The organism is Aeromicrobium sp. (assembly GCF_036675695.1).
Classification (GTDB): Bacteria; Actinomycetota; Actinomycetes; order Propionibacteriales; family Nocardioidaceae; genus Aeromicrobium.
Genome location: NZ_JAKFEL010000221.1, coordinates 1 through 19,847 on the forward strand (window position 1 = coordinate 1; position 19,847 = coordinate 19,847).

Below are 19,847 nucleotides of genomic sequence, written 5' to 3' on the forward strand. Positions count from 1 at the left end.
GCCGATCTGGCTCATGGCAAGCGGGATCCGCCCGAGGAAGGCTACGACGATGTAGGCGGGCCCGACGATGCGCAACAGTGCGCGGTAGGAGGCAATGGCTGACACAGCCCGCGCAGTCTATCCGCGCAGATAGGCTCGAGCCATGCCCCTAGCGCGAGCGCGAACGTCGACCTTTGCGTTCTTCGCGCTCAACGGTTTCTCGCTCGGCATGTGGGTCGTACACATCCCCGAGATCCTCGACCGCACGGGCGCCGACAAGGCCCAGCTCGGCTACCTTCTGCTGCTGATGGGCGGCACCGCTCTCGTCGGTATGCAGGTTGGCGGGCGCCTCATCGACAAGCTCGGCAGCCAGCCCGTTGTGGTCGGCGCAGGCCTCGCCCTCAGTGCTGTGCTGATCGGACCAGCGGTGGCGACCAGCGTCGCGGCGTTGGCCGTTGCGCTCGGGCTGTTCGGCGCCGCCAACGGGATCATCGACGTCGCCCAGAATGCGCAGGCCGTCGAGGTCGAGCGTGCGTACGGCCGACCCATCATCAGCGCCTTCCACGCGTTCTTCTCTCTCGGTGGTCTGGCCGCGTCACTGGTCGGTGGCGTGCTGATTGCCGTGGACGCCGACATCCGGTTGACCCTCGGCATTGCGGCGATCGCCGGCATTGCCGTGACTTTGGTTGCTCGACCGGGACTGCTACGTACGGCACCCGTGGCACCCACCAAGGCGGACGTGAAGCGCGCACCCTGGACGGGACGCGTCATCCTGCTCTCGCTGCTCGCGTTTGTGCTCCTCCTGTCCGAAGGAGTCGCGTACGACTGGAGCACGGTGCACCTGCACGACTCCCTCGATGCCAGCAAGACCGTGGCGGCGTGGGCATTCGGCGCGTTCTCGGTGACCATGACGGCCGTACGGCTGCTCGCCGACCGGATCGTCGGTCGCATCGGTGCCGCTGCGTACGTCCAGCGCGCTGCACTCGTCGGCGCCCTCGGTCTGTTCGGAGCGGCACTGGCACCCAGTCCATGGGTCGCGATCGTGGCCTGGGCTGTCTTCGGTATCGGGCTTGCCGGCTGCGTACCGCAGTTCTTCAGCGCCGCCGGCAACATCGACCCGGCGGCCTCGGGCACCTACTTGGCTCGAGTCACCGGCACCGGCTACCTCGGACTGCTGGCTGGTCCTGCGGTGATCGGCATCCTCACCAATTGGGTGCCGTTGACGACCGCGTTCGCCGTCCCGATCATCGGTTGCCTGCTGGCCGGGCTGCTGGCGCCCCGCGCATTGCGAAAGGTGTCGGAATGAAGCCGCTGGCTGAGCTCATGGCTCCTGACTGGGCCGAGGCGCTCGAGCCAGTCGCGGCCAATATCGAGGCGATGGGTCAGTTCCTACGGGAGGAGATTGCGGCTGGTCGCTCTTACCTTCCTGCCGGCGACAACATCCTGCGCGCCTTCGCCGAGCCGATGGCCAACGTGAAGGTCCTGATCACCGGCCAGGACCCCTATCCCACGCCGGGCCATCCCGTCGGACTGTCGTTCTCAGTGGCCCCGGACGTGCGGCCCCTGCCGCGAAGCCTGACCAACATCTTCAACGAGCTCCACGCCGACCTCGGCATACAGCCGTCAGAGTCTGGCGACCTCAGTCCATGGGCCGAGCAGGGCGTCCTGCTGCTCAACCGTGTGCTGACCGTACGTCCCGGCGCTCCCGCGAGCCATCGGGGCAAGGGGTGGGAGGTCGTCACCGAGCAGGCAATCCGCGCACTCGCCGCGCGCGATCAACCGCTGGTCGCCATTTTGTGGGGCAGAGACGCACAGGGCCTCAAGCCGATGCTCGGCGACATCCCGACGATCGAGTCCGCCCACCCCAGCCCGCTCTCGGCATCGCGCGGATTCTTCGGCTCCAAACCGTTCAGTCGCGCCAATGAGCTGCTGACCGGGCAAGGCGCAGAACCGGTCCAATGGTCACTCGCACCGTTAGGGTGATGGCGTGACTGAAGAGAAGCGCATACGCGACCGCGGTGTCGTCATCGACGAAGGCATCGGCGTCATGCAGAAGTGGGGCTTGCGGATCGTCGTGATCGCCGCCGCTGGTCTGGTGCTCGGCTGGATCATCGGCCACACCTGGGTCGTCATCTTCCCGGTCGCGATGGCGCTGATCGTCACCACGATCCTCGGCCCCCCGGCAGCTTGGCTGAGATCGAAGGGGTGGCCCGCCGGATTGGCCGCCATGACCATCGTGCTCGGTTTCATCAGCGCCATCGTCGGCGTCATCGCGATACTGACACCGCAGGTTGCCGGGCAGGCAGGCGAGGTTGCCGCCAGCGCGTCCGACGGTTTGCAGAAGGTGCGTGACTGGCTCACTGGCGAGCCGCTCAATCTCTCTGAGGGTCAGATCACTCGCGCCATCGAGGCTCTGCAGGACAAGCTCCAGTCCAGCGCGACATCGATCGGTTCGGGCATCTTCTCGACGATCGGCGCCGCGACGTCTGCGATCGTCAACCTGATCCTTGTCCTGATGCTGACGTTCTTCTTCGTCAAGGACGGTCACAAGTTCCTGCCATGGGTCAAGGTCGTTGCCGGTCAGCGCGCCGGCGGCCACTTCGTCGAGGTCGCCGACCGTGCGTGGGCCACCCTCGGAGGCTTCATCCGGGTCCAGTCGCTCGTCGCCCTGATCGACGCTGTGATTATCGGTGCCGGCCTCGCCATCATCGGTTCACCGCTAGCCATCCCCCTCGCCGTCGTGACGTTCTTCGGCGCATACATTCCGATCATCGGTGCCTTCGTCAGCGGTGCCCTCGCGGTGCTCGTCACACTCGTCACCAACGAGCCCAAGGACGCGCTGATCGTCCTCATCATCGTCGTCGCGGTCCAGCAGCTCGAGGGCAACGTCCTCTCGCCGATGCTTCAGGGCAAGACCATGAACCTGCATCCTGCGGTCGTGCTCCTCGGCGTCGCCGCAGGTGGCACGTTGTTCGGCATCACCGGCGCCTTCCTCGCCGTTCCTGTTGTCGCGACCTCAGCAGAGGTGCTGCGCTATCTCAACGAACGTATCGACGACTCCGTTGCGTGGAACGCACCAGAGAACGACGACGACGCAGCCGAGATCCTCGACGAGCAATAGCGGTTTGGCCGACCCGTACGCGGGGTAGATCCGGGCATGACCACGATCGATCTGGGCCGCCCTGAATCCGGCGACGTCGTTGAGCTGATCCTCGAGGACCACCGTCGTTTTGAAGAACTCCTGCGCAAGCTGCGCGATGACTCGTCTGACCGCGAAGCCGTACGTGCCGCGTTCTCTGCACTTCACGTCGCACACGCCGAGGCCGAGGAGAAGTACGTCTATCCCGTGCTGCGCAAGCGAACCAGCGTCACCGAGCACGACGAGGAGCACGGCGAGGAGGAACACGCCGAAGGCAATGAGGCTCTGTTGGCTGTGCTCGAGTGTGCAAGCACAGACACGCAGAAATTCGAGGACGCTGTCGAGAAGCTCGCCGAGAAGGTCAATCACCACTTGACCGAGGAAGAGCTGACGATCCTGAACCCTGCTCGAGAAGAGGCCTCCGAGCAGGTCAAGGCCGACCTCGGCGACAAGTTCGCCACCGAGCGCAACAAGCAGATCGACAATGACTGCGGATCGATCGAGAACGTCCGGCGCCTCGTCAAGGCCGCCTACGCCGAAGGACTCCGGCCCGCCGAGGGCGAGTGACGGTCACGCCTACGAGCTGCTGAGCAGACGGTCAAGGGCGTAAGCCAACACCTGCTGCCGCGACTGGTCGGCGTGACATGCGCCAATGAAGTGGGTGCCGAACAATTCTGTGTATCAGGGCAGGCCGGGGTGGTTCTTCGCCAAAATCGGCAGCAGCAACGATCTGGGTGTCACCTGCGACAGGGCAGCGGCGGCTCTATTGATCCTGCCCGGGATGACCACGAGGCGACCCTTCGCCATACCCTCGACTGCCTTCTTTGCAACATCCTCGGCGGTGACCCACATGACCGCGGGGAGTGCCGCTTCCGCGTCTTCCTCGGAGAAGCCAGCGCGTTCGCCGAAGCCGGTGTGCACGGGACCGGGACAGAGGGTTGTCGCGGTGACGCCGGTGCCGCGGAGCTCACCGGCGAGGCTCTGCGTGTAGGACAGAACGAAGGCCTTGGCGGCTCCGTAACCCGCCTGTCCCGGCAGTGGTTGGAACGAGGCCGTCAATGCGACGTTGAGGACTGCACCGCGACGGCGCTCGACCATGCCCGGCAGGAACCGGCTGCAGAGGTCAGAGACGGCCGCGACGTCGATCTCGATCATGTTCAGCTCGGCCGATGGGTCTGACTTGCTCACCGGGCCGAGGGTGGACAGCCCGGCATTGTTGACAAGGATGTCGACGACGCGCCCGCGCTTGGCAATCTGGTCGAGCAACGAGGCGCGACCAGCCCGATCGGCAAGGTCCAGTGCGATGACGTCAGCGTTATCCAGGTCGTCCGCCAGTGCCTTCAGTTTTTCGGTGGACCGGGCAACCAACGTGACATGGTGTCCCTGGAGCGACAGAACGCGGGCGATCTCTGCACCGATCCCTTGGGAGGCTCCAGTCACCAGCGCCGTACGGTCAGGACCAGGTGCTGGAAGAGGCATGCCGACACCATAGTGCGATCCTGACCGCTCGACAGACCGAAGCAGGTGCCCCCCAAACCTCGATACTCCCGGGTTACGATTGGCCATCGCCAGTACACCGTCAACTTTCGCCTGCCACGCTCCCTCAAGGAGGAACGAATGTCGATGCCACTTCGGGTGCTCGTAACCAAGGTGGGCTTTGACGGCCATGATCGCGGGAGCCGTCTCGTCTCGGCTTACCTCCGCGATGCCGGACATGAGGTCATCTACACCGCTCCGTGGCAAGAAATCGAGGCAGTGGTTCGGCTCGCAGTCGATGAAGACGTCGACATCATCGGCATCTCCACCTTGGCGACCGATCACCTGATCGTCCCGGACCTTATGGAGGCGCTTGCGGCTGCCGGCAAGGGTGACGTTGCCGTCGTCGTCGGTGGAATCGTTCCTGAGCAAGAACGACCGGCTCTGATCACGGCGGGAGTCAGAGCAATCTTCGGCCCCGGATCATCGCGTGACGAGATCATCCACACGATTGAACGCATCGGCGACGATGTGCGCGACGCTCGCGACCGAGTCCTGGTGGGTGAGGCATGAGTCTCGACGAACGCGAGCAGCGCGTCGATGTCGACCCCCGTCGGGTGTGGGAGAGCGAATATGCTCGCGACCTCCCTGAAGGTGACGTCATACGCAACCGGTCTGGCTTCGAGATCAAGCCCCTCTACTCCGAACAGGACTGGACCGGGTCAAGGGACGCAGCGGACGGTTACCCCGGGCAGTATCCATTCACCCGCGGCATCTACCCAACGATGTATCGAGGGAAGCGATGGTCGCAGCGCCAGCTGGTGGGCTTGGGAACCCCCGCGGACTACAACGGTCGCGTACTTCAGATGATCGACTCGGGAGCGAACGCGATAAGTCTCCTTCCCTGCAATTCCGTATTCCGCGGACTCGATTGCGATCAGGCACCGTTGCCGCTCCTCGGGACGTGCGGGACCGTCATAAACACCGTCGACCACATGGACCGGGCTCTCGACGGGGTTTCCTTGGACCGCATATCGACGGCCATGAACGACCCGACGCCGTTTACGCTCTTGGCATTCCTGCTCGGGACTGCAAAGCGTCGAGGCATCCCCGCCTCAGCCATCACGGGGACCTCAAATCAGTCTGACTACATTTCGCACTACGTTGCGAACCACATGTTCTACCGGCTCAGCCAAACCGGCGCACGGCGGATATTCACCGACCACGTCGCCTACTGCCGTGAGATCCTGCCGAAGTGGAACCCGGTTTCGATTGTTGGGCAACACATGCAACAGGCTGGAGCCACGCCCGCCGAGACCATGGCTTTCACCCTCTCAAGCGCCATCCAATACGCCCGTGACTGCGAGGCGGCCGGACTTGATCTTGACGACGTGCTCCCCAGGTTCACGTTCTTCTTCGACATCTCCATCTCGTTCTTCGAGGAGATAGCCAAGTTCCGCGCCGGGAGACGCATCTGGGCTCGTATTGCCCGAGATCAACTCGGAGCGAAAGATCCCAGATCGTGGCGGTTCAAGTTTCACGGACAGACCTCCGGCGTAGACCTCACCGTTCAACAGCCTCTGAACAACATCGCGCGCGTCACAACTCAAGCTGTAGCTGGCATTTTCTCCGGCCTGCAGTCCATGCACACGGATGCCTACGACGAGGCCATCACCTGCCCGACTGAAGAAACCGCGCGAATTGCCGTGGCAACGCAGAACATCTTGCGCGAAGAAGCGCATCTCACTGATGTCATCGACCCACTGGCCGGCTCCTACTACGTGGAGTCCCTCACAGACGAGATGGAAGCCGAGATCCTTCGGATCATGGCGCTAATCGAAGATGCCGGTGGAATGTACGAGGCAGTTGGCGCAGGCTTGGTTCAGCACATGATCGGAAAGTCTGCTCTCGCCGCACAGGATCTCATCGAGTCAGGTGCGGAAAAGATCGTCGGAGTCAACTGCTACGAGACAGACGAATCCGAAGCAGCAGCGCCTGAGCCCTATCGTGCCGATCCCGAGGCGATGCAGCAGCACGTTGACTCGTTCCGCAAGTTCAAGGCCGAGCGAAGCAGTGACGCGGTCCGCAGGGCACTTGACGCCCTCAACCGAGCCGCCGACAGCACGAGTGACAACATCTTCGTCGAAGTCGTCAACAGTGCCGAGCAGGGCGTCACCCACGGCGAGATCGTCGAAGCCTTGCGGGACCGTCTGGGATTCGGCCATCCCCTGATCGTCGCCTGAGCACATTGGAACCCAACCTGGCGGCGCAGGCAGCCAGCCGCGTCAAACTGCTGGCCAAAGGCAACCGAGCCGACTTGGCACGAGTGCTCACCATCCTGAGCTACGGCGACGACCGGACTGATGCGCTCGCGGGACAGCTGGCTCTGAGCGCTGCACCTGGCCGGGTAATCAGCATCACCGGTCCACCCGGCGCAGGAAAGTCAACGCTGGTTTCCGCAATGCTCACCGCGTTGCGGAAACGCGGTCTACCAGTTGCAGTCCTCGCGATCGACCCCTCGAGCCCCCTCACCGGAGGCGGAATACTGGGCGATCGAATCAGGATGGAGCGTCACACTGATGACCTAGGAGTGTTCGTCCGGTCGCTCGGGGCTCGCAACCACGGAGACGGTATCGCAGACAACCTGCCTGCCATGATCGATGCAATGGCCATCGCTGGCTGGCCGTTGGTGCTCGTGGAGACAGTCGGAGTTGGACAGTCGGAGACTGGCGTGTTCAAGCTCGCCGATATCTCCATCCTCGTGAGCGTTCCTGGATTGGGCGATGACGTCCAGACGATGAAGGCAGGCGTTCTCGAGCTAGCCGACATTCATGTAGTCAACAAGAGTGACCTGCCCGGGGCCGACATTGTCGCTCGCCAGCTCAAGGGGATGCTCAGGCTGCGCGGTGCCAGCGGCGCACAACCGCCCGTCTTGACGACCGACGCGACGACTGGACAAGGAGTCGATGAGTTGCTGGACGCGATCGAGGGGATCGGCTTCGGCGAGCGAACGGGAGGCCGTCGTGCTCGGATCGAGGCTCAGATCGAGTCCCGAGTCCACCGCGCAGTCAAAAACGAGCTTGCCGATGCACTCCGGCAATGCAGCAAGTCGATCAGCCAGGCCGCAGATGGTGCGATCCATATCCAGACTGTTGCCCAAGCTGTGACGATCCGGATTGCTGAAGGGCTCAAGTCATCCAAATACGCTGGCGATTTGGACGTCGAATCCAACCCACTCGATACCTGATTGGTCCGTCACTTCTGCTGCCAGCGGAGGACTAGCCTCGAAGCATGAGGCTTCCTCGTTCGGCGCACGAAGAGCAGGGCTGGCGCATCTCAGAGATCGCGCCGGACTTCGAGGTTGAAGACGTATGGGCCCTCCCGGTTCACGGCGGACCCGATGACTTCCCGAAGCTGCTTGAGGTCATGACTCACCTGAGCTCCGGCGACAGCCCATCGCGGGTCAGCCGGGCACTGTTCGGCATCCGCTACAAGCTCGGCGAGTGGTTCGGCTGGGACGAGGACGACAAGCTGCCGATCCCCGGCGACAACGCGACCTCCCTGGTCAGCCGACTGCCCGCAGATCTGCGCGGAACGACCGACGGGTTCGATTCCGGTTCGCTCCCGTTCGACCCGCTCTACCGAACGGATCGCGAGTCGGCCGCCGAGATCTCCAACAAGACGGTGCACGCGATGATGCATCTCGGCTGGGTCGACAAGGGGCACGGCGACAACCAGGGCCAGATGGCGGTACTGGTGAAGCCGCGGGGCCGCTTCGGCAAGGTCTACATGGACCTGATCAAGCCGTTCCGCTACCTGATCGTCTATCCCGCGCTGATGCGCCAGATCGAACGAGCATGGGACAAGAGGAACCTGCAAGACTCCTCATCGTGAGCTGAGTGCTCACACAGGAGTCGCTGCCGTCCGAGCGTTGTCGAGCGCCCATTCGAGTGCCCGGTCGGCGACTTCCTCCCAGCCTTCTCCCGCAACCATCAGGTGGGGCCGGCCTTCGTACGTCTCGTGTTCCGTAATCGTGCCCTCGCCCTTGTAGTGCTTCGCATTCGAGGCCTGCACCGAGTTCGGCATGATGTGGTCCTCGGAGCCGGACAGGAACAGCAGCGGAGCTCGGTTCGGGTTCTTGAAGTCCACCCAGGCGTCCTGGTGGCCCGGCTTGAAGTTGGCCAAGACCGAGTCGAACAGGACTCGTCCTGATGCGGGGATGTGATAGCGCTCGTAGAACGCGAGCGACTCCTCATCCGTGTACGTATTGGTGAACGCGTACTTCCACTGCTCGGCGTCGAACCCGACGGCCTTGTGATGGTTTGCAGGGTTCTTGAGCACGGGGAACACCGAGTGCAGCTGGGTCCATGGCGTCACACGTACGCCTTCGGTGGGTGCGGAGTTGAGTGCCACACCCGCGCAGCCATAGCCGTGGTCCAGCAAGACCTGCATGAACGCGCCGCCAGCCGAGTGCCCCATCAAGATCGGCGTGGTGTCGAGCGTGTCAAGGAACCCCTCGAGGTGGCTGATGATTGCCTCGATCGTGAGGTCGGCGATCGGCGTCGGATCGGCGCGAAGGGCCTCGACCTCAACCTCGAATCCCGGATATGCCGGTGTGTGCACGGTGAAACCCTTGGCTTCGTACCGAGCCTTCCAGTGCTCCCAGGATCGAGGGGTCACCCAGAAGCCGTGGACGAGGACGATTGAGTCGGGTGCTGATGCGCTCATGTGTGCCTGCTTCCTGAAGTCAGTCCCCCGGAGATGCATCAAGCGTTTCACCGAGGCTGGCACTCGGCTTTCCTGTACGTGCACGGCTCTTGCTCCTATGTGCATCCAGCCGGAACACTTGTCTTGTGCTCGTTGTGGACACCGCTGCCGTGCCACGCCGCGATCGGTTGAGCCTCGCGGTGGAGTCGATCACGAGCGCAGCACATGCGACGACGTTCACCTCCCGGGCTGAGCCCGGTCGTGTGCACCTCGCGATGAACGCATGGCAGTTCGCAGGGGTGGAGGTCGTCGACGCCTCATGCTCGGCACACATCCTCCGACGCACCGGTCCACCGGGCAGTGACGAAGAGCCTGCTCTGCTCATGACGTACGCGCTCAAAGGCGTGGGGGTGCACAGCCAGCCCGGCCGTCAGGTGGCCGTCAGGCCGTCGACCTTTTGGGCGACCGACCTGTCGATGCCCTACGACCACCGCATCACCGACACCCGCACGCTAACGGCGAAGCTGACGCGCGAGGCGCTCGGAATTCCGATCGACCACATCAGGCCCGCGCTCGAACACCTCCACAAGAGCCCCCTTGCTTCGCTCTTCACCAATCACGTGCGCGAGGTACGGCGAGTTGCCGGCCAGGTGGACGAAGCCGCCGCTTCGCATCTCGGCACCTCCACACTGTCACTGGCCCGCGCACTCTTGGCCAGTGTTGCCCCAGACAGTCGCGCCGGCCGCGACGCAATGGAGGACGCGCTCATCCTCCGCATCCAGGCCTTTGCACGTCAGCACCTCGCTGACCCCAGGCTCAACGCTCGCAGCATCGCCGCTGCGCATTTCGTGTCCGTCCGCCACCTCTACAAGGTCTGCGCCGCCAACGGCCTGCGTCTGGAGCAATGGATCATCGAAGAGCGTCTCGCCCGCGCCGCCGAGGACTTGTCACGCCGTTCGGCCGGCGTGACAGTCAGTGAGATCGCGCATCGATGGGGCTTCATCAGCGCGGCGCATTTCGCCACTCGATTCCGCGGATCCTACGGAGTTTCGCCTCGCGAGTGGCAGGCGATCAACCAACCTCACCGATAGTGTCGCTCTGCCGGGCGACGAGGCCTTGGCGCACCTTTCTCATCGAACGGGGTTGCAGCATGTCCAGGTCCTACACATTCAGCGTCGTGCGTCACGGCGCTGGCGACCCCGCGGCGGCTTTCAGGCTGATTCGGGACGCCGAGTCGTGGGCACGGTGGGCCGGAGGACCGATCACCTTCTCCGGCTGGAAAGACCACGAGCAGAGCGGCGCCCAAGGCAGCGTCGTTGGCCGCACCAGGCTCGTCGGAACTCCCCGCTTCAAGGCGGCCGAGGTGATCACCATCGACGAGAAGCCGACGACACATGGCTACCGAATCCCAGCGCGGTGGCCCGTGCGGGACTACTCCGCGAAGGTCGTCTTCTCGTCCCGAGAGCCCGGTGACGTGACTGTGACCTGGACCGGAGAGTTCACCGAGCGGATCCCGGGTACCGGTCTCCTGTGGCGCGCTTACCTCAACAGGTTTCTGGGCAATCTCGCCGAACGGTTGATCGCGCATTCCGGTCGAGCATGAATTGATGGAGCCCCCGACAGGAGTCGAACCCGCGACATTCTCATTACAAGTGAGACGCTCTACCAACTGAGCTACAGGGGCGTGGACCGCGCGGTGTTCATCGCGGGCCAGAGACCATCGTAGTGGAGGCCGCGAACCACTTGCGCGGCATACTGGCTAGGTGCCAGAACCGTTCGACAGACTCCTCAAGTCCACCGCCGATCTCGACACTCCTTTCGCCGTCGTTGACCAGCCAGCGCTGTGGGCGAACGCCGACGATCTCGTACGACGAGCGGCTGGCGTGCCGATCCGGGTCGCCAGCAAGTCCGTACGCGTTCGGTCGATCATCGATCGCACGCTGGCCCGCGAGGGCTTCGCCGGTGTCATGTCCTATTCGCTCGCCGAGTCCAACTGGCTCGTCGACAACGGCATCGACGACATCCTGCTGGCCTACCCGACGACCAGCGCATCCGCACTGAAGGAGCTCGTTGCCGACGATCGGAAGCGCGCTGCGATCACGATCATGGTCGACAGCGTCGAATCGCTCGACCACATCGACAGCCTGATAGGCGCCGACCACCCCGCGATCCGGGTCTGCATCGACGTCGACGCATCCCTCAAGATCGGGCCGGTGCACCTCGGCGTACGCCGGTCCCCCGTGCACTCGGCCGACGCTGCCGGTGCGCTGGCGAAATCGATCGAGAGCCGTAAGGGCTACGACCTCGTAGGCGTGATGTTCTACGACGCGCAGATCGCGGGGCTGCCGGACAGCTCTGCTGCAGTACGCCTCGTCAAGAAGCGCTCCAACGCTGATCTGCTCGAACGACGCACCAAGGTCATCGCAGCTGTCGGCGAGCACGCCAAGCTCGAGATCATCAACGCCGGTGGCACCGGCAGTCTCGAGGTCACCGGCGCCGACCCCGCGATCACCGAGCTGACGGCTGGCTCAGGTCTGTTCGTGCCGACACTGTTCGATGGCTACGACGCCTTCGAGGCGCGCCCCGCGGCGTACTTCGTGCTCTCTGTTGTCCGCAAGCCCGAGCCGGACATCGCGACCTTGTTCGCCGGTGGGTACATCGCGTCCGGTCCGACCAACAAGAACCGCCAGCCCGCGCCGACCTGGCCTGAGGGCCTCAAGGCCATCAGCACCGAGGGTGCCGGCGAGGTCCAGAGCCCGGTCAAGGGCAAAGCCGCTCGTGACCTGAACATCGGCGATCGCGTCGTGATGCGATACGCCAAGGCCGGCGAAATGTGCGAACGGTTCGATGAGATCGCCATCGTCGCAGCCGACGGAAGTGTCGAACGCATACCGACCTATCGCGGAGAGGGCAAGAACTTCGGATGACTGAGACCTGGACCAACTGGGGCCGCAGCGTCGAGACCCACCCCGAACGCATCGCACACCCGGCATCGACCGCCGAGGTTTCTGCACTCGTACGTGAGGCTGCCGTGGCCGGCATCAAGATCAAAGCCGTCGGCGCCAGCCACTCCTTCACCGCAATCGCGGCAACTGACGGAATCCTGCTGCGCCTCGACCGGATGAACAAGATCATCAGCCACGACCCGGTGACCCAGCGCGTACGCGTGCAGGCCGGCATCTCGCTGCACGAGCTCAACCCACAGCTCAACGCCATGGGGCTCGCACTGCCGAACCTCGGCGACGTCGACCCACAGTCGGTGGCCGGCGCTGTCTCGACCGGAACCCACGGCACCGGCGACAAGCTGTTCGGCATCTCCAAAACGGTCGTCGGTGTACAGCTCGTCACCGGCGATGGCGAGGTGCTTGAGATCGACGAGACGCATGCCTGGTTCGGCGCATCACGGGTCACCCTCGGCGCGCTCGGCATCCTGACCGAGGTCACGCTGCAGTGCGTACCCGCCTTCCTGCTGCACGCCCGCGAGGAGCCGATAGCGCTGCCCGAGGTGCTACAGGGCATCGACGAGCTGGTCAGCGACAACGACCACTTCGAGTTCTACTGGTTCCCGCACACCGAGAAGGCGCTGATCAAGCGCAACAACCGCGTCCCCGACGGCACCGAGCGCAAGCCGATCAGCAGGTTCCGGCACTGGCTCGACGATGAGTTCCTCAGCAACACGGCCTTCGGCGGCATCAACCGCGTCGTCGCCCGTCAACGCAGCTGGATCCCCAGGGTCAACAACCTCGCAGCATCGATGCTCAGCGCGCGCGAGTACACCGACGACTCCTACAACGTGTTCGTTTCACCGCGGTCCGTACGGTTCCGTGAGTCCGAGTTCGCGCTGCCGCGAGAGGCACTCGGCGACGTTCTTGGCGAGCTGAAGAAGTGGTTCGACGCCGGGCATGAGAGGATCTCGTTTCCGATCGAGGTGCGCTTCACCGCTGCCGACGACATCTGGATGTCGACGGGTCACGAGCGCGACAACGTCTATGTCGCGGTGCATCAGTACGTACGCAGCGACTACACCGACTATTTCGCTGCCGCGCAGGACATCTTCACCGCATACGAGGGGCGACCGCACTGGGGCAAGATCCACACGCTCGACTCGTCGTACTTTGCGCAGCGCTATGCCAAGTTCAGTGACTTCGTGGCGATCCGCGACCAGCTCGATCCGCAGCGGACGTTCAGCAACGAGTACCTCGACCGCGTCCTGGGTTAAGCCCTTGCCTGGGCGATCGCGTACAGCGCGATGCCCGCAGCCACGCCGGCGTTGAGCGACTCGAGGCCGGTCGACATCGGGATCGAGACGAGCTCGTCGCAGGTCTCACCGACCAGTCGCGACAGGCCTTTGCCCTCGCTGCCGATGACCACGACGACGGGCCCGTCGATCATCTGCGAGTCGGGCAGGTTGACGTCGCCGTCGGCGGCCAGGCCGATGACCATCATGCCCTCGTCCTGGAACGCCTTGAGCTGACGAGTCAGGTTGGTGACGCGGGCGACGGGTACGCGGGCAGCGGCGCCAGCCGAGGTCTTCCAGGCGGAGGCGGTGATATGTGCCGCGCGACGTTCGGGGATGACGACACCGTGTGCGCCGAAGCCGGCAGCCGAACGTATGACGGCCCCGAGGTTGCGGGGATCGGTGACGCCATCAAGCATCACGATCAGCGCCGGTTCGCCCAGCTCTGCGGCGGCCTTTGAGAACGATGCCGGGTCGGCGTACTCGTAGGCGTTGAGCTTGGCGGCGATGCCCTGGTGAACAGCACCACCCGTGAGCTTGTCGAGCTCGATCCGACCGATCTCCAGCAGGCTGATGTGCTGCTCGGCGGCGAGCTTGAAGATCTCGCGGATACGGTCGTCACGCTCGGTGCCCTCAGCGACGTAGAGCGCATGGATCGGCACGGTGGCGCGCAGCAGCTCGACAACCGGGTTGCGTCCAGCGACCCACTCGGCAGCATCGCCGGTCTTGCGCTTGGGACGCGCGGCTTCACGCTTCTGAGTGGCGTTCTTCATCTTGTAGATCTTGTGGTTGGGGCGGTCCTCGGCGCGCGGCGTCGGGCCCTTGCCCTCGAGGCCCTGGCGGCGACGGCCCCCTGATCCGGCTGTGGGGTTGCCCTTGCCGGTCTTCTTGATCGCGCCCTTGCGCTTGCTGTTGCCCGGCATCTCAGTCAGTCACCCTTCACGGACCAGCGCGCACCTTGCGGCGTGTCCTCGATGTCAATGCCGGCAGCCGTGAGCTGGTCGCGAACTCGGTCCGCGGCGGCGAAGTCCTTGTTGGCCCGCGCCTCCTGGCGCTGCTCGAGCAGCCCGCCCACGAGGGAGTCGATCACCTGCGCGTACGCAGCATCGTCACCCCTACGATCCCACGTGGAGGACAAGGGATCCAAACCGAGAACGTCGAGCATGGCTCGCGATGAGGCCAACGCCACGCTGATCGCTGCCGAGTCGCCGCTTCCGAGAAGCTTGTTGCCATCGGAGATGACCGACTGCAGGACAGCAAGTGCCGCAGGGACGGCGAGGTCGTCATCCATCGCCTTGGCGAAGTCGGCAGGAATCTCGCCCAGCTCACCGGGACCGACCAGCTCGGCAGCACGACGTACGAATCCCTCGATCCGGGCGAACGCCGTGGCCGCCTCGGTCAGCGACTCCTCGGAGAACTCGACGATCGAGCGGTAATGCGACGCCGCGAGGTAGTAGCGCAGGTCGATCGGTCGTACCCGCTTGACGACCTCGCTGACCAGCAAGGTGTTGCCGACTGACTTGCTCATCTTGGAGCCCGACAGGTTGAGCATCGCGTTGTGCATCCAGTTGCGTGCGAACTTCTGACCGGCCGCAGTTGACTGGGCGAGCTCGTTCTCGTGGTGCGGGAAGCGCAGGTCGAGCCCGCCGCCGTGGATGTCGAACTCGTGACCGAGGTACTTCGCCGCCATCGCCGAGCACTCGAGATGCCAGCCGGGCCGACCGCGACCCCACGGCGTGGGCCAGGAGGCGGACTCCGGGTCGCTGTCCTTGTGGCCCTTCCACAAGGCAAAGTCACGAGCGTCGCGCTTGCCCTCCGGTGGAGCGTCCTCGGCGGCCTGCATGTCGTCGATCTTCTGGTTGGACAGCTCGCCGTAGGCGGGCCACGACCGTACGTCGAAGTAGACGTCACCCGAGCCGTCGACAGCCGCATAGGCGTGACCGCGCTCGATCAGCGTCTGCATCATCTCGATCATTTCGGGCACGACGCCGGTGGCACGGGGCTCGTACGTCGGCGGTATGCAGCCGAGCACTTCGTATGCCGCGTGCAGCGCGCGCTCGTTCTCATAGGCCACGGCGAACCAGGGACGATCCTGCTCGACCCCCTTGGCGAGGATCTTGTCGTCGATGTCGGTGACGTTCGCGACAATCGTGACAGCGAGCCCGGAGTGCTCGAGCCATCGGCGGAGTACGTCGAACACGACCTCCTTGCGGATGTGCCCGATGTGCGGCGGGCCCTGCACGGTGAGACCGCAGTGGTAGATCGAGACCTGCCCGGGATGCACGAGATCCAGCTCGCGGACCTGTCGCGTTGCGGTGTCGAAGAGCTGGAATGGCACAGGTCAACCTTATCGGCTCCGGTCTCGCGATCCCGCCGCTGCTCCGCGGGGCGGTTAAGTCACTTAAACCCCCACAAGTCCCACTGGTCACATAGGATGACCCGATGCGCAATGCCGTTCGTCTCACCGTGGCCCTGCTGTTCGGTGCCGCCATGCTGCCTGGGATCCCGACATCGGCCGCAACGTCCGACCAGGCATCGTTCGCCCGGTGGACCAGCTCGGCCGACTTCGCAGCGGGCACCTCGGTCGCCCTCTCGGCCGGCTCAGGCTCGATGACCCTGGGCACCGGCACCTCGAAGATCACTTACGACGATCCTCGGGTGACCGGCGGAGCCAAGAGCTATCGCACCGGCGCGTGGACCTCACCGTGGCAGGACACCGGCTTCGACGCCCGCACCCTGATCCCTTCGTGGAGTATCAAGACCCCTGGCCGTACGTGGGCCAAGATCGAGGTCCGAGTACGCAGCGGGTCGACGACCGGCAGCTGGGACACCGTCGCGCGCTACGCCACCGGCACCTCCGACATCAAGCGCACGTCTTACACCTCGCAGATCGATGACCTCGCCAGGCTGTCGACCGACACGATCATCGCCAACAGCGGTATGACGTTCACCGGCTGGCAGGTGCGAGTGCACCTGATGCAGAGCGTGACCACGACGACGAAGCCGACGCTCTTCGCCGTCAACGGCATCGCCGCCAATTATGCGACCCGCGCGACCAGCACGAGTGCGACCACGATGACGTCCACCAAGGACCTGTCCGTACCGAAGTCGTCGCAGATGATCCACAGCGGACAGCACCCCCAGTGGGGCGGCGGTGGCGAGGCCTGGTGCTCGCCGACCTCCACCTCTATGGTCATGCGCTACTACGGCGCCGGGCCGACGCCGGCCGACTACGACTGGACTCGCTACGCGGAGGGCTACGTCAATCACGCGGCCCGCTACACGTACGACTACCGCTACGAAGGCACCGGCAACTGGCCGTTCAACACCGCGTACTCCGCGGGCTACGCACTCGACAGCTTCGTGACGCGACTGGGCACCCTCAGGGAGGCCGAGGCGTTCATCAAGGCGGGCATCCCATTGGTGGCGTCAGTCGCGTTCGGCAAGGGCGAGCTCACCGGCTCCCCCATCTCGTCGACGCCGGGTCACCTGCTGGTGATTCGCGGCTTCGCTGCCGACGGCCGGGTCATCGCCAACGACCCGGCGGCATCCACGAGCTCCACGGTACGGAGGGTCTACTCGCGCTCGCAGTTCGAGAAGGCGTGGCTCGGTGGCAGCGGCGGCGTCGTCTACGTCATCCGACCCACCAGCAAGCCGCTTCCGGCCGACTCCGCCCACTGGTGAGCCCTACGTGATGCTGACGCGGATGCCTGGATAACCCGTCGCACCATCGGGGAGGACGTCGGCGATCTTCGAGGTCTGGGGCTCGCCTTCGCTGTTGGTCGCGCGTGCCTCGATCGTGTGTTCGCCGGGCTCGGCGTCCCACTGCCAGGTCCACTGCACCCACGTATCGAGGTTGGGCACCTTTGCCAACGTCGCCTTCTGCCAAGGCCCGCCGTCGACCCGGACCTCGACCGAGCTGATGCCGACCTGCTGCTGCCACGCGACTCCGGCGACCATCACCTTCCCTGCCTCCGCCGATCCTCGCGGCAGGTCGATACGCGCCTGCGTCTTGATGGGCCCAAGGGGTCCCCAACCACGCTGAGTCCAATAGGCCGAGAAGTCCTGGAATCGGGTGACCTCCCAGTCGGTGACCCACTTCGTCGCGGAGACGTATCCGTACAGGCCAGGGACGACCTGGCGCACGGGGAAGCCGTGCGCGACGGGGAGCGGTTCCCCATTCATGGTCAGAGCCAGCAGCGCGTCGCGGCCATCCATGAGGGCCTCGAGCGGGGTGCCGCAGTTCCAGCCGTCCGCTGAGGTCGACAACAACGCGTCCGCGCCCGCTTGCACACCAACCTCCTCGAGCAGATCCTTGATCGGCACCCCGCTCCAAGTCGCGTTGCCGATCAGGTCACCGCCCACCGGGTTGGAGACGCAGCACAGGGTGATCCACGCGTCCTTCAGACCACGATCCAAGAGATCTTGATACGTCAGCGTCATCTCGCGGTCGACCATCCCGTGGATGCGCAGCTCCCATTCGTTCGGATCGATGAGCGGCTTCGACAGGACCGTGTCGATGACATAGAACTCGTCGTTCGGGGTCAGCCATCGAGGCTGGTCCTTGACGCCGAAGTCGACGCCAGATGGCACGGCGACTCCTCGGGTCGGCAATCTCAATGACTCGCGCACCCGCTCGATCTCCTGGCGGCGTCGGCGCCTTGATCCGAGCAGTTCCCCGGCTCCACCGACGATCACGGTTGCCACTGCGATCACGGCAGCGGTACGCAGGAACTCACGGCGGCCCGACTCGGTCACAGCTTCGCCGGGCTGCAACGCAATCAGGACTGCGACGACAACCAGGCCGGCCAGGATGCAGGCGATGACACCCGCCCCGTATGCGTAGGGGCGCCCGATCACCGCTGCAGCAGCAGCGACGACAAGAGCGATGACCAGCCCGATCGACCAAGTCCGCCGTGTACTCCACCACAGCCCTGCAAGTCCGCCGAGCAGAAGAATCGCGGCCAGGACCGATGCCACCGCGAGCGGCTTGTCCTTGGTGCCGACAACTCCGATGATCGCCTCAGCGATACCGCCGGGCGTGAGTCTGATGACGGTCTGTCCCAACGCGAGCACGGGCGACTCCCGCAGGTTGAACAGCGCAGCCAGCGCCTCGCTCACCGCGACAGCTGCAGCGGCCGCGAGCACTCCGCTGGCGAAGCCACGACGTCGGGTCACAGATCCATCATCGCTCGGCACCCAGGTTCTGCTGGCACGTACGGCATGATCAACCTGTGACATCTCCTCGGATCGGTGTTGGCACCGACGTACACAAGCTCGTGCCGGGTCGCGCACTCTGGCTCGCCGGACTCGAATGGCCGGACGAGGATCACGGACTTGAGGGGCACTCCGACGGAGACTGCGTTTCTCACGCCATCGTCGACGCCGTCCTCGGCGCCGCAGGCCTGGGAGACATCGGCAGCCATTTCGGCACCGCCGAGCCCGAATGGGCCAGCGCTGCAGGGACCGACTTCCTTCGCGAGACGGCCCGACGCGTACGCGCCGCGGGCTGGAGCATCGGCAACGTCTCGGTGCAGGCGATCGGCAACCGGCCCAAGATCTCGACCAAGCGCGAGCAGGCCGAGCGGGTACTCAGCGACGCAATAGGTGCGCCGGTGTCACTCTCGGCGACGACGACTGATGGTCTCGGGCTGACTGGCCGTGGCGAAGGTATCGCCGCAATCGCCACCGCAATCCTGTTCCAGGTCTGACGTCAGGATCCTCAAGAATCGACGAAGCCCCCGACTCGAAAGTCGGGGGCTTCGTACGGGTGCTTCGGGTCAGGAAGCGAGAACTTCGTCGAGACGAATCTCAGCCTTGTCCTCGTTGGTCTTCTCAGCGAGCGCAAGCTCGGAGACCAGGATCTGACGAGCCTTGGCCAGCATGCGCTTCTCACCGGCAGACAGGCCGCGCTCGTGATCGCGGCGCCACAGATCGCGTACGACCTCGGCAACCTTGAGGACGTCACCGGAGTGAAGCTTCTCGAGGTTGGCCTTGTAGCGGCGCGACCAGTTGGTGGGCTCTTCGACATGCTCGGCACGGAGCACGTCGAACACACGCTCCAGACCTGCCAGGTCGACGACATCGCGAACGCCGACCAGGTCAACGTTGCGGGCCGGGACGCGGACGATCAGGTCAGTCTGGGAAACAATGCGAAGAACCAGGTAATCGTGGTCCTCGCCCTTGATCTGTCGGGTTTCGATGTCTTCGATGACTGCAGCACCGTGGTTTGGGTAAACAACGGTTTCGCCGACAGTAAAAGTCATAGAGAACGTACCTTTCCTAGGTGACAAGGATAACATGCGCAGC

The 19,847-nt window shown here is 64.5% G+C and carries 20 protein-coding genes and 1 tRNA gene; 14 read left to right on the forward strand and 7 right to left on the reverse strand.

The window, feature by feature from the left end:
* Nucleotides 1-142: 142 nt before the first annotated feature.
* The 4 genes from V6M39_RS14125 to V6M39_RS14140 are packed head-to-tail and all read left to right on the forward strand — an operon-like array spanning nucleotide 143 to nucleotide 3,685.
* Complete coding sequence (locus tag V6M39_RS14125) at nucleotides 143-1,285, forward strand: MFS transporter (RefSeq protein WP_332644453.1); 1,143 nt, start codon at nucleotides 143-145, stop codon at nucleotides 1,283-1,285.
* Nucleotides 1,282-1,962 carry a uracil-DNA glycosylase gene (locus tag V6M39_RS14130; protein ID WP_332644454.1) on the forward strand — a complete coding sequence of 227 codons (681 nt, stop codon included), beginning with the start codon at nucleotides 1,282-1,284 and terminating at the stop codon, nucleotides 1,960-1,962. The genes V6M39_RS14125 and V6M39_RS14130 overlap by 4 nt, the downstream gene beginning before the upstream one ends.
* A 4-nt stretch (nucleotides 1,963-1,966) precedes the next feature.
* Nucleotides 1,967-3,100: an AI-2E family transporter gene (locus V6M39_RS14135; RefSeq protein WP_332644455.1), complete on the forward strand. Its 1,134-nt coding sequence runs from the start codon at nucleotides 1,967-1,969 to the stop codon at nucleotides 3,098-3,100.
* Nucleotides 3,101-3,136: 36 nt separating this feature from the next.
* Nucleotides 3,137-3,685 (forward strand): hemerythrin domain-containing protein, encoded by a 549-nt coding sequence (locus tag V6M39_RS14140; RefSeq protein WP_332644456.1) that lies wholly within the window; start codon nucleotides 3,137-3,139, stop codon nucleotides 3,683-3,685.
* Nucleotides 3,686-3,799: 114 nt separating this feature from the next.
* Here V6M39_RS14140 and V6M39_RS14145 read toward each other — a convergent pair whose 3' ends face one another.
* The gene (locus V6M39_RS14145) at nucleotides 3,800-4,597 is read right to left on the reverse strand and encodes an SDR family NAD(P)-dependent oxidoreductase (protein WP_332644457.1); all 798 of its coding nucleotides are present in this window, start codon (nucleotides 4,595-4,597) and stop codon (nucleotides 3,800-3,802) included.
* Nucleotides 4,598-4,735: 138 nt separating this feature from the next.
* Between V6M39_RS14145 and V6M39_RS14150 the strand changes: the two genes are divergently transcribed.
* Genes V6M39_RS14150 through V6M39_RS14165 form a run of 4 tightly spaced genes read left to right on the forward strand, consistent with a single transcriptional unit; the run spans nucleotide 4,736 to nucleotide 8,488 of the window.
* Entirely contained in the window at nucleotides 4,736-5,167 is a 432-nt protein-coding gene (locus V6M39_RS14150) for a cobalamin B12-binding domain-containing protein (protein ID WP_332644458.1), read from the forward strand.
* A complete protein-coding gene (locus V6M39_RS14155) occupies nucleotides 5,164-6,837 on the forward strand; it encodes an acyl-CoA mutase large subunit family protein (protein ID WP_332644459.1) in 1,674 nt (557 codons plus the stop codon). The genes V6M39_RS14150 and V6M39_RS14155 overlap by 4 nt, the downstream gene beginning before the upstream one ends.
* A gap of 5 nt (nucleotides 6,838-6,842) precedes the next feature.
* Entirely contained in the window at nucleotides 6,843-7,841 is a 999-nt protein-coding gene (gene meaB, locus V6M39_RS14160) for a methylmalonyl Co-A mutase-associated GTPase MeaB (protein ID WP_332644460.1), read from the forward strand.
* A gap of 44 nt (nucleotides 7,842-7,885) precedes the next feature.
* The gene (locus V6M39_RS14165; protein WP_332644461.1) at nucleotides 7,886-8,488 is read left to right on the forward strand and encodes a DUF2867 domain-containing protein; all 603 of its coding nucleotides are present in this window, start codon (nucleotides 7,886-7,888) and stop codon (nucleotides 8,486-8,488) included.
* Between the two features lie 9 nt (nucleotides 8,489-8,497).
* Here the strand turns inward: V6M39_RS14165 and V6M39_RS14170 are convergent, their stop codons facing one another.
* Nucleotides 8,498-9,322: an alpha/beta hydrolase gene (locus V6M39_RS14170; RefSeq protein WP_332644462.1), complete on the reverse strand. Its 825-nt coding sequence runs from the start codon at nucleotides 9,320-9,322 to the stop codon at nucleotides 8,498-8,500.
* Nucleotides 9,323-9,447: 125 nt separating this feature from the next.
* On the opposite strand from V6M39_RS14170, the gene V6M39_RS14175 reads away from it, so the two are divergent.
* Together V6M39_RS14175 and V6M39_RS14180 are read left to right on the forward strand one after the other, a co-directional pair.
* Nucleotides 9,448-10,392 carry a helix-turn-helix domain-containing protein gene (locus V6M39_RS14175; RefSeq protein WP_332644463.1) on the forward strand — a complete coding sequence of 315 codons (945 nt, stop codon included), beginning with the start codon at nucleotides 9,448-9,450 and terminating at the stop codon, nucleotides 10,390-10,392.
* A gap of 59 nt (nucleotides 10,393-10,451) precedes the next feature.
* Entirely contained in the window at nucleotides 10,452-10,904 is a 453-nt protein-coding gene (locus V6M39_RS14180) for an SRPBCC family protein (RefSeq protein WP_332644464.1), read from the forward strand.
* A 5-nt stretch (nucleotides 10,905-10,909) separates the two neighbouring features.
* Here the strand turns inward: V6M39_RS14180 and V6M39_RS14185 are convergent.
* Nucleotides 10,910-10,985, reverse strand: a tRNA-Thr gene (locus tag V6M39_RS14185).
* A gap of 79 nt (nucleotides 10,986-11,064) precedes the next feature.
* Between V6M39_RS14185 and V6M39_RS14190 the strand changes: the two genes are divergently transcribed.
* On the forward strand, nucleotides 11,065-12,228 hold the full coding sequence (locus V6M39_RS14190; protein ID WP_332644465.1) for an amino acid deaminase/aldolase: 1,164 nt from the start codon (nucleotides 11,065-11,067) through the stop codon (nucleotides 12,226-12,228).
* Nucleotides 12,225-13,520 (forward strand): D-arabinono-1,4-lactone oxidase, encoded by a 1,296-nt coding sequence (locus V6M39_RS14195; RefSeq protein ID WP_332644466.1) that lies wholly within the window; start codon nucleotides 12,225-12,227, stop codon nucleotides 13,518-13,520. Before V6M39_RS14190 ends, V6M39_RS14195 begins: the two co-directional genes overlap by 4 nt.
* Here the strand turns inward: V6M39_RS14195 and rlmB are convergent.
* Both rlmB and cysS read right to left on the reverse strand, forming a co-directional pair.
* Complete coding sequence (gene rlmB / locus V6M39_RS14200) at nucleotides 13,517-14,461, reverse strand: 23S rRNA (guanosine(2251)-2'-O)-methyltransferase RlmB (RefSeq protein ID WP_332644467.1); 945 nt, start codon at nucleotides 14,459-14,461, stop codon at nucleotides 13,517-13,519. The genes V6M39_RS14195 and rlmB overlap by 4 nt on opposite strands.
* Before the next feature lie 5 nt (nucleotides 14,462-14,466).
* Complete coding sequence (gene cysS, locus V6M39_RS14205) at nucleotides 14,467-15,876, reverse strand: cysteine--tRNA ligase (RefSeq protein WP_332644468.1); 1,410 nt, start codon at nucleotides 15,874-15,876, stop codon at nucleotides 14,467-14,469.
* A gap of 104 nt (nucleotides 15,877-15,980) precedes the next feature.
* On the opposite strand from cysS, the gene V6M39_RS14210 reads away from it, so the two are divergent.
* The gene (locus V6M39_RS14210) at nucleotides 15,981-17,222 is read left to right on the forward strand and encodes a peptidase C39 family protein (protein ID WP_332644469.1); all 1,242 of its coding nucleotides are present in this window, start codon (nucleotides 15,981-15,983) and stop codon (nucleotides 17,220-17,222) included.
* 3 nt (nucleotides 17,223-17,225) lie between these two features.
* On the opposite strand, the gene V6M39_RS14215 is transcribed toward V6M39_RS14210, so the two are convergent.
* A complete protein-coding gene (locus V6M39_RS14215; protein ID WP_332644470.1) occupies nucleotides 17,226-18,716 on the reverse strand; it encodes a molybdopterin-dependent oxidoreductase in 1,491 nt (496 codons plus the stop codon).
* Between the two features lie 56 nt (nucleotides 18,717-18,772).
* Here V6M39_RS14215 and ispF point away from each other — a divergent pair, with 56 nt between their 5' ends.
* Nucleotides 18,773-19,249, forward strand: a complete 477-nt coding sequence (gene ispF / locus V6M39_RS14220) for a 2-C-methyl-D-erythritol 2,4-cyclodiphosphate synthase (RefSeq protein ID WP_332644471.1) — start codon at nucleotides 18,773-18,775, stop codon at nucleotides 19,247-19,249.
* Between the two features lie 69 nt (nucleotides 19,250-19,318).
* Here ispF and V6M39_RS14225 read toward each other — a convergent pair whose 3' ends face one another.
* Complete coding sequence (locus tag V6M39_RS14225; protein ID WP_309967052.1) at nucleotides 19,319-19,804, reverse strand: CarD family transcriptional regulator; 486 nt, start codon at nucleotides 19,802-19,804, stop codon at nucleotides 19,319-19,321.
* Between the last annotated feature and the right edge of the window lie 43 nt (nucleotides 19,805-19,847).